The 8,988-nt window shown below is 73.5% G+C and carries 8 protein-coding genes, 1 tRNA gene and 1 pseudogene; 2 read left to right on the top strand and 8 right to left on the bottom strand.

The genetic code is table 11. The annotated features are described in order from the left end of the window. From ACTUAL_RS08145 to ACTUAL_RS08130, 4 genes and pseudogenes are all read right to left on the bottom strand, one after another. On the bottom strand, positions 1-168 hold a 168-nt coding region (locus ACTUAL_RS08145; protein ID WP_440899811.1), incomplete at its 3' end, for a pentapeptide repeat-containing protein. Between the two features lie 88 nt (positions 169-256). Next, positions 257-586 (bottom strand): hypothetical protein, encoded by a 330-nt coding sequence (locus ACTUAL_RS08140; RefSeq protein ID WP_440899812.1) that lies wholly within the window; start codon positions 584-586, stop codon positions 257-259. Positions 587-665: 79 nt separating this feature from the next. Continuing rightward, positions 666-869 (bottom strand): annotated as a pseudogene (locus tag ACTUAL_RS08135) (pentapeptide repeat-containing protein); the annotation flags it as partial. A gap of 466 nt (positions 870-1,335) precedes the next feature. Beyond that, positions 1,336-1,408, bottom strand: a tRNA-Ala gene (locus ACTUAL_RS08130). A 204-nt stretch (positions 1,409-1,612) separates the two neighbouring features. Here ACTUAL_RS08130 and ACTUAL_RS08125 point away from each other — a divergent pair. Beyond that, positions 1,613-2,842, top strand: a complete 1,230-nt coding sequence (locus ACTUAL_RS08125; RefSeq protein WP_440899810.1) for a phenylacetate--CoA ligase family protein — start codon at positions 1,613-1,615, stop codon at positions 2,840-2,842. Positions 2,843-2,855: 13 nt separating this feature from the next. On the opposite strand, the gene ACTUAL_RS08120 is transcribed toward ACTUAL_RS08125, so the two are convergent. The 4 genes from ACTUAL_RS08120 to ACTUAL_RS08105 all read right to left on the bottom strand — a co-directional run bounded on the left by ACTUAL_RS08120 (position 2,856) and on the right by ACTUAL_RS08105 (position 7,054). Next, on the bottom strand, positions 2,856-3,620 hold the full coding sequence (locus ACTUAL_RS08120; RefSeq protein WP_096491663.1) for a DsbA family protein: 765 nt from the start codon (positions 3,618-3,620) through the stop codon (positions 2,856-2,858). 69 nt (positions 3,621-3,689) lie between these two features. Beyond that, positions 3,690-4,997 carry an MFS transporter gene (locus tag ACTUAL_RS08115; protein ID WP_096491662.1) on the bottom strand — a complete coding sequence of 436 codons (1,308 nt, stop codon included), beginning with the start codon at positions 4,995-4,997 and terminating at the stop codon, positions 3,690-3,692. Between the two features lie 94 nt (positions 4,998-5,091). Continuing rightward, complete coding sequence (locus ACTUAL_RS08110) at positions 5,092-5,916, bottom strand: GNAT family N-acetyltransferase (protein WP_096491661.1); 825 nt, start codon at positions 5,914-5,916, stop codon at positions 5,092-5,094. A gap of 4 nt (positions 5,917-5,920) precedes the next feature. Then, on the bottom strand, positions 5,921-7,054 hold the full coding sequence (locus ACTUAL_RS08105; protein ID WP_440899809.1) for a glycosyltransferase family 2 protein: 1,134 nt from the start codon (positions 7,052-7,054) through the stop codon (positions 5,921-5,923). A gap of 31 nt (positions 7,055-7,085) precedes the next feature. Between ACTUAL_RS08105 and ACTUAL_RS08100 the strand changes: the two genes are divergently transcribed. After that, a partial coding sequence (locus tag ACTUAL_RS08100; RefSeq protein WP_440899808.1) for an ATP-dependent RNA helicase occupies positions 7,086-8,988 on the top strand: 1,903 nt, incomplete at its 3' end.

Raw genomic sequence — 8,988 nt, 5'->3', positions numbered from 1 at the left:
GGCTCCCCGGAGGTCGGCCCCGGCCTCGAACACCGAGCGGTCGAACATCACGTCGTCCTTGAAGCGGGTGCCCGCGCAGTAGCAGGCGCCCAGAATGGCCGGATCGGCGAAGGTGGCCCCCCAGAAATAAGCGCACCCGCGAAAGGAGGCGTGGAAGAACGTGGCCATCTCCACGAAGGACGTCTTGTGGAAGATCGCGTTCTGCTCGAAGACCGAGCCGCTGAAGCGATCTTCTTCCGGATCAGGGTGAAGTCCTTCAGCACCGCGCCGATTCGTGGTTCCTGGTGACGGCCGATTGGGCGGCGGCCCGCACCGCTGCTCGCACTTCTCGCGCCTTCCCCTCCCCCTCCGGTTCCGGGATGGGCCAGTAACGCCGCCGGAGACAGGAGCGGAGCAGGTCCACGGCCTGCTGCCGCAACTCGGGGTGCGCCAGGGCGAGGTCTTCGAGCAAGCGGACTGCTTCGATCCGCGCACCCGCGCTCCCGGTTTCCAGGACGGCTGCGGCGGCGGCGAACACGACGCCGTCGAACTCGACCCCGCGCCGGAACAGCGTCCCGTCGGAGGAGGTCGTGCTCGCGAAGCGCACGTCGCCGAACCGAGGCGTCCACCCGAAGTCGCTTTCCCGGAAATCGGCGGGCCCCACCGGCGAACTCCGCACGCCCGAACCCCGCGTTGCCCTCGAACCGGACTTCGGAGAACCGAGCGTCCCCGCCGAACGGCGCTTGGCCGAATCCCGCCATCCGCTTGAACGAGACGCCGCTGAAGTCGACACCACCAGAGAAATCAGCCCCGTCGAACAAGGCGGCGCCGACCCGCTTGCCCGCGAGCGCGACCCCCGCGAAACGGGCCCCGCGCAGGTCCAGCCGCATCCCGGACCACCCCGTTCCGGTAGGCGTCCCCGCACGCCCGAGGCAGCGAGGTGGTCGAGCAGAACGCGCAGGGCGGCCAACCGCACCGCCTCCCCGCTCTCCACCAGGGCGGTGGACCGCGCTTCGCCTGCCTCGCGACCCTCGTCATGAGCGGGGGGCCGTTCCGCCGCAGGCACCGGCACAGCAGGTCGACGACCTCTTGCCGCAGCACCGGGTTCTCCTGGGCCATGGCCGCGAGCGCGTGCAGCGCGTCGCCCCTCTCCCCGCGCTCCCCGTCTCGACCACGGCCACCGCGGCGGCGTACCCCTCGACCACGACCATCCCCTGATTCGCTCGATGACGAGCGGGGGCACTGCCCCACCGATTGATCCAGCCACACCTGAACCACAAAGGCAGACCACCGGCGACCAAAGCCGAAAAACAAAACCGCCCGCCGACCAAATGGTCGGCGGGCGATTTCCTTGGGTGGAGCTGAGGGGACTCGAACCCCTGACCCTCACACTGCCAGTGTGATGCGCTACCAGCTGCGCCACAGCCCCGTGCTCGTTACTCCACGTTCCCGGCCGGTTGGCCCCGCCGTTCCCGTGTGTCAATACCGTACATCATGCACCCACCAGAAGAAAAATCGGGGGTACCCCCACCCCATTTCGGCTGCTAGACCGGTACGCGTGAGCACTGGCGCGCACGACCGAGCGGTCCTCGTCCGGCCTGGCGACGAGGGGGGTGATCCCGGCCTTCGGCGGGTGACGCAGCAGGTCAGGTTGCGGGAGCTGGTTCGGCGGCTGCTCCGCGCCGACGGGGTGATCGCCGCCCGGCTGCGCGACGCCGGACTGTGTGACGCCGATGACATCTCGCTCGACCAGCTCCACCTCCTCCCCACGGTGTCCAAGCAGGACCTCTGGGACCACTACCCGTTCGGGTTCCAGGTGGATGACCGGATCGTGTGCGTGCACGGGTCTTCCGGGACCGGGGGGCGGCCCACGCTCATCCCGTACACGGCCAACGACGTCCACGTCTGGGCCGAGGTCATGGCCCGTGCGCTCGGCGGGGCCGGGGTGACCCGCCACAGCACCGTCCACAACGCCTACGGGTACGGGCTGTTCACCGGCGGGCTCGGGGTGCACCACGGCGGGCTCAGGTTGGGGGCGCGGGTGATCCCGCTGTCCGGTGGCATGACCGACCGGCAGGTTCGGCTCGTGGCCGACCTCAGGCCCGACGTGCTCTGCTGCACGCCCTCCTACGCCATCCACCTCGGCGAGGCGCTCAGGGCCGCGAACGTCGAGAGCAGCTTCCGCGTGGGGCTCTTCGGGGCCGAACCCTGGACGGGCGCCATGCGGGACAAGATCGAGGAGCTGCTGGGCGTGAGGGCGCTCGACATCTACGGGCTGTCCGAGGTGATCGGGCCCGGTGTGGCCTGCGAGTCGCTCGACTCCGGCGGGATGCTCAACGTCGCCGAGGACCACTTCCTCGTCGAGGCGGTGGACGAAAACGGGCTGCCAGTCCCGGACGGCACGCCGGGCGAGCTGGTGTTCACCACCCTCACCAAGACCGGGATGCCGCTGCTGCGCTACCGCTCCGGCGACGTCGCGGTGCTCGCAGGCCCCGCCCCGGACAGCGCGCGCACCCTGCGCCGCATGGGCAAGCCCCTCGGCAGGCGGGACGACATGCTGGTGGTGCGCGGGGTCAACGTGTTCCCCAGCGAGGTGGAGGCGGTCGTCCTGGCCGACGGGCGGGTCAGCCCGCACTACCTGGTGGTGGACGACCGGCGGAACCCGGCGCGGCCCGAGCTGCGGGTCGTGGTCGAGAGCGCGCACGACGTGGCCGACGACCTGCGGACCGCCCTCCGGGAACGCCTCGGCCTCACCTGCGCGGTGCACGTGGTCGCGCACGGCGCGGTGCCCCGCTCGGAGACCGGAAAAGCGCGGCGGCTGGCCCGCTGGAGCGCGGGACAGCCGCCGGTGCCGGGCCTCTAGGGCCGGGGAGAGCTCAGGCGAACAGCTTCGACAGCCACTCCGGGTCGCCGAGGGCGTCCAGCTCCTGGCCGTCCTTGGTGACGGTCGGGGTGCCCTTGAAGAAGTCCGTCGCGTTGGCCTTGTCCAGCTCGGCCTTGGCGTCGGCCTCGTGCTTGCCGCTGTCCACGCAGGACTTGAAGCCCTCGGACGTCACGCCCAGGTCGACCGCCAACTGCTTGAGCTGGTCCTTGGTCCACCCGGCCTCGCCCTCCTCGGGCTGCTGGGCGTACAGCCGGTCGTGGTACTCCGGGAACTTGCCCTCGTCGGCGACGCACAGCGCGGCGTTGGCCGCGTCGCGCGAGTAGCCCTCCGGGGAGGACATGCGGACCAGCATGGGCAGCAGGTGGTAGTTCACCCGCAGCTCGCCCGCCTCGACCCTGGTGCGGATCTGGTCGGCGTGCTTCTCCTTGAACATGCCGCACACCGGGCAGAGGAAGTCCTCGTAGACGTCGATGGTGACGTCCGCGTCGGGCTCGCCCACGGTCACCACGCCGCCCGAGCGCTCCACCGGGGCGTTGGTGCCCTTCGCCCCGGTCGCGACGAGCTGGGCGTTCTCCGCGGACTTGGAGGCCCCCTGCCACATCACGCCGCCGATGACCACCAGCGCCAGCACCACGACGATCGCGACCCCGGCGACGACCTTGTTCCGGTCGCTCGTCTTGCGGCTGGCGGCGACGGCCGACACCGCCGCCCGCTGGGCCTGCTTCTTCTTCCGAGCGTTGCGCTCAGCCCCACCCACGTCAAGCACGTCCTTCCCGCTACGACCTGCGTCGCAGGTTAGCCGGGGATGCTGAGTGGAACCTGAGCCCTAGGCCTCTGGTTGCCTGGGACGTCCGGCGACGCGCTCCCCGGTGGGCACCTCCGGCCCCTCGTCCAGGGTGCCCGACTCGACGGCGACGGTCTCCGCGGTGGTGCTCTCCCTCACCAGCGTCTCCGGCATGGTGATCCACATCAGCAGGGCGACGACCATGATCCCGGAGGTCACGGTGAACGCCGTCGTGTAGGAGAAGTTGTCCGCGAGCAGGCCCGCGAGCAGCGGTCCGACGATGGCGCCGAGGTCGGCGATCACCTGGAACGTGGCGAGCAGCGGGCCGCCCTTGCCCTTGGGGCCGATGACGTCGGCGACCACGGCGTTCTGCGGCGGGTTCAGCAGGCCCGCGCCGAGACCGGCCACGAACGAGGCGACCAGGAAGATCGGCACGTTCGTGCTGAAGCCGAACCACAGGGTGCCCGCGGCGGAGATGGCCAGGCCCGCGATGCCGAGCGGCTTGCGGCCGATCCGGTCGGAGAGCTTGCCGGACACCATGAGCGTGCACACGTTGCCGACCGCGAACACCGACATCGAGATGCCGCCCATCTCGGGCGAGCCGTGCAGCGCCTTCTCCACGAACAGCGGCACCATCGACACGCGCAGGCCGAACACCGCCCAGCCGTTGGCGAAGTTGGACGCGAGCGCCGCGCGGTAGGCGCTGTTGCGCAGCGCCTGGCGGACGGTGACGGGGCTCTCCGGCCGGGCGCTGGTGTCGAGCGCGGCGAGCGTGGACTTGCGCAGGAACCACCACACGAACGCGGCGGCGACGAGCAGCGCGGCGGCGTAGCTGACGAACGGCAGCTGCACGGACACGCCGACGAGCGCGGCGCCGATGATCGGGCCGAAGATGTTGCCGAGCAGGAAGCCGGTGGACCACAGGCCGGTGGCCTGGCCGCGCTGCGCGGGCGGGGTGATGCGGATGAGCAGGCCGACGGAGGCGACCGTGAACATGGTCGAGCCGATGCCGGAGAACGCGCGCAGGAACAGCAGCTGCCAGTAGGTGACGGCGAAACCGCAGGCCGCGGTGCCGAGGGCGACGATGACGATGCCCGCGATGTAGGTCTTGGGCTCGCCGAACCGGGTGACGAGCTTGGCGCTCACCGGGGCGAACAGGATGCGCACGACGGCGAACGAGCTGATCACGAGCGCGACGGCCGTGGACCCGACGTTGAAGCTGTCAGCGAAGATCGGGAGTGCCGGTGCGACGATCCCGAAGCCGATGGCGATGATGAAGCTCGCCACGACCAGAACCCACACCTCGGCGGGCAGCCGCTGCGCTGTCCGCTCCGTCGTTCTCCCCAGCACAGCAGCGCCTCTTTCTCGATCTTTGGTTTTTATTAGCTGCCCTAAGGATATGTGACAGTTCACTCGTCGGGGTGACCGCCCTGGTCGGGGCAGCTCAGTCGAGCAGCTCGTCCACCCGTCGGGCGTACGCGGTGACGGGGTAGGCCGCCTCGAAGCCGCACGCCTCGGCGAACCGCTCCCCCGCGCCGCCCTCGGCGACCTGGGCGGACACCAGCAGCGCGCCCGCGTCCCACAGGGTCGACACGAGCCCGCCCACCAGCGCGGACCCGATGCCGCGCCGCCTGCGGGCCGGTCGCACCACGACCTGCTCGACCAGCCCGACGCGGTGCTCGCCGAACCCGGAGGCGAACCCGCCGACCCGGTCGCCGTCGTCGACCACCAGGATCGCGCAGCGCGGGTCGTCCAGCCGCTGCCCGAGGTGCCTCACGAGCTTGCGGCTGCCGCCCACGCCCAGGTCATCGGCCAGCAGCTCGGCGAGCTGAGGCAGGTCGGCGTCCGCGGCGGGCCTCACCTGCGCGGACTCCGCGAGCGGGCCGCGGCGGCGGCGGTGCACGAAGGTCAGCAGCTCCTCGACGGCGTACCAGCCGGCGTCGTCGGCGATGCCCTCGATCTCGGCGACGGTCGTGGGTGAGGCGTACACCACAGCTTCGGCGCGCCCGACGTCGGCGAAGCTGCGCTCCAGCCGCAGCAGCGTGCCCGCGACCTCGGCGGACGTCCCGTCCAGCGCGCACGCGTGGTTGCCGCCGGGCAGCGGGCTGTCCGGGTTCACCACCACCCGCGCGCAGCCGACCGCGCCGATCCGCCCGTAGCGCACGGCGCCGGAGGCGAGTCGGGCGTTCTCCACGAGCCCGGCCAGGTCGCGGGCCCGGTACGGGTCGAGCAGCTCGGGGTCGTCGGGGTCGTGCAACGGGTCAACCACCCCCTCACCCTCGCACGTCGCGCCCCTTCCAGTCCGCGCCGCCGCGACCGGCCAGCCAGGTCGCCCGCGCCAGCAGCGCGCCGAACGCGGTCGCGCCGACCGGGGCGAGCGCGGCGCGCGCCACCGGCTGCCCGACCCGCCGCAGGTAGAGCGCGCTGGTCGCGGCCTGGGCGGCCCACGCGAGCAGTCCCGCCCACCGCACCACCCCGCGCCCCCGGACCGCCATCAGCACGTGCAGCGCCCCGTACCCGAGCTGGGCGAGCGCGGCGGCCCCGAACAGCGCCGCCCCTCCCCCGGTCTCGGCGACCAGGGCGACGGAGCTCCTGGTCACCGACCGCCAGGCCGCCCCGACCCCGTCGACGCCGTGCACGAGCAGCGCGCCCGAGGCGTCGGCGAACCGGGTGCGCCCGCCGGTGTCGCGCACGAGCGCGGCGTACCCGAGGTCGTCGACCCTGGCGCCCCGGATCGCCTCCCAGCCGCCGGACCTCTCGTGCGCGACCCGCCTGACCAGCACGCAGTGGCCCACCGCGAGCGCGCGCCCGCGCGAGCCGTCCGGTGAGGCGACGGTGAGCAGCGACTCGGTCATGGGCGCGAACAGCGACCACCAGGAGTGCCCGCGCGCGGGCGGGTGGCCCGCGACCGAGACCAGGTCGACCCGCCACCGCCGGGCCGCCGCGACGAGCCTGCCGACCAGCTCGGGCGCGGCCTCGGTGTCGGCGTCCAGGAACAGCAGGAACTCCGCGTCGGCGGCCCGCGCGCCCACGTGCAGCGCGTGCGCCTTGCCCGCCCACCCCGGCGGCGGTTCGGCCGCGGTGATCACCCGCACGCGCGGGTCGGCCTCGGCGTGGCGGCGCGCGATGGCCGCCGTGGCGTCGGTCGACCCGTCGTCCACCACGGTGATCCGGAGCCGCTCGTGCGCCTGCGCGCGCAGCGACCGCAGGCACCGGTCGAGGTTCGCCTCCTCGTCGCGCGCGGGCACGACCACCGCCACCAGCGCGTCGTCCACCACCCCGGCGGGCAACCGCTCGACCTTCCGCCACGCGGCGGCCGTGCCCACCGCCTTCACCACGCCCGTCCCGGCTAACGCGACCGCGAGCGCTCCCCTGATCCCCACGTCCCCGATCCCCACGCTGACCACCCCCTGCCACCACATTGGCAGACTCACCCCCGTGGAGTTGCCAGATCTTCCGGTCCGAGCGGTGCTGCCCGAGCTGATCGAGACCCTGTCCGGGTGGGGCGCGGCCGTGCTGGTGGCCCCGCCGGGCACGGGCAAGACCACCCTGGTGCCGCTGGCGCTGGAGGGCCGGGTGGTGATCGCCGAGCCGCGCCGGATCGCCGCGCGGGCCGCGGCGGCGCGGATGGCCGCGCTGCTGGGCGAACCGGTGGGGGCCACGGTCGGGTACTCGGTGCGCGGCGACCGGAAGGTGTCGGGGTCGACCAGGATCGAGGTGGTCACCTCCGGGTTGCTGGTGCGCCGGTTGCAGCACGACCCGGAGCTGTCGGGCGTGGGCACGGTGGTGCTGGACGAGTGCCACGAGCGGCACCTGGACGCGGACCTGCTGCTCGCGCTGCTCCTGGACGCCCGCGCGGGGCTGCGCCCGGACCTGCGGCTGCTGGCGACGTCGGCGACGGTCGCGGCGGACCGCCTGGCGGAGCTGATGGGCGGCGTCCCGGTGCTGACCGCGCACGCCAGGACCCACCCGGTTGAGCTGCTGCACGTCCCGCCGCAGAAGGGCGAGCGGCCGGAGGCCCTGGTGGCCCGCGCGATCCGGCGGGCGGTCGCCGAGACGTCCGGGGACGTGCTGGTGTTCCTGCCGGGCGTGCCGGAGATCCGCCGGGTGGCGGCCCTGTTCCAGGGCGGTGACCTGCGCGTGGACGTCCTGCACGGCCGTTTGACGGCGGCTGAGCAGGACGCGGTGCTGCGGGTGGGGCGGGAGCAGCGGATGCTGCTGTCGACGTCGATCGCCGAGTCGAGCCTGACCGTGCCGGGCGTGCGCGCCGTGGTGGACGCGGGCCTGTCGCGGGTGCCGAGGGTGGACCACCGCAGGGGGTTGGCCGGGCTGGCGACCGTGCGGGTGAGCGCGGCCGTGGCCGACCAGCGCGCGGGACGGGCCGGTCGGGAGGCGCCGGGGCGGGCGTACCGGTGCTGGCCGGAGCACGAGCAGTCCACCCTGCCGCGCTACCCGGAGCCGGAGATCCGCAGCGCGGACCTGACGTCGCTGGCGCTGGAGCTGGCGTGCTGGGGGACGCCGGACGGCGAGGGCCTGTCCTGGTGGGACGCGCCGCCGAGGGGTGCGCTGGAGGCGGCGAAGGCGGTGCTGGGGAACCTGGGGGCGCTGCGGGACGGCCGGGTGACCGGGCGCGGTGAGCGGATGTCCGCGCTGGGCCTGCACCCCCGGTTGGCGCGGGCGCTGCTGGACGGCGGCGAGCTGGCCGGGTCGAGGACGGCGGCCGAGGTGGTGGCGATCCTGGACGAGGACCGGGGCGCGGGCGAGGACATCACCGGTCGCAGCGCGGACCGGCGGGAGGTGGGCAGGCTGTCGAAGCTGATCCCCGCGACGTCCGGCAGCGGCGACCAGGCGCTGGTGGTGGCGCTGGCGCACCCGGAGCGCCTGGCCCGCAGGCGCGCGCCGGGCAGCCCGGTGTACCTGATGGCGGGCGGGACGGCGGCGGAGCTGCCGCAGGGCAGCCGGTTGGCGGACGCGGAGTGGCTGGCGATCGCGGTGGCGGACCGCGAGCCGGGGCGGATCCACGCGCGGATCAGGTTGGCGGCGCGGGCGGACGAGCAGCTGGCCGTGCAGGCGGCGCCCGCGCTGCTCGGGGAGCGGGAGGAGATCGCGTGGGACGGTGACGTGGTGGCGCGGCGGGTGCGCCACCTGGGTGCGATCCCGCTGTCCACCACCCAGCTGACCGACACCGCGCACCTCCAGCGGGCGCTGCGGGCGGGGTTGGCGGCGGAGGGGCTGGGGTTGCTGTCGTGGAGCCCTGCGGCAGTCCGAACCCGGCAGCGGTTGGCGTTCCTGCACGAGGTGCTGGGGGCGCCGTGGCCGGAGGTGACCGACGAGGCGCTGC

The organism is Actinosynnema sp., from assembly GCF_052038725.1.
This window is presented reverse-complemented; position numbering and strand designations above follow the sequence as displayed.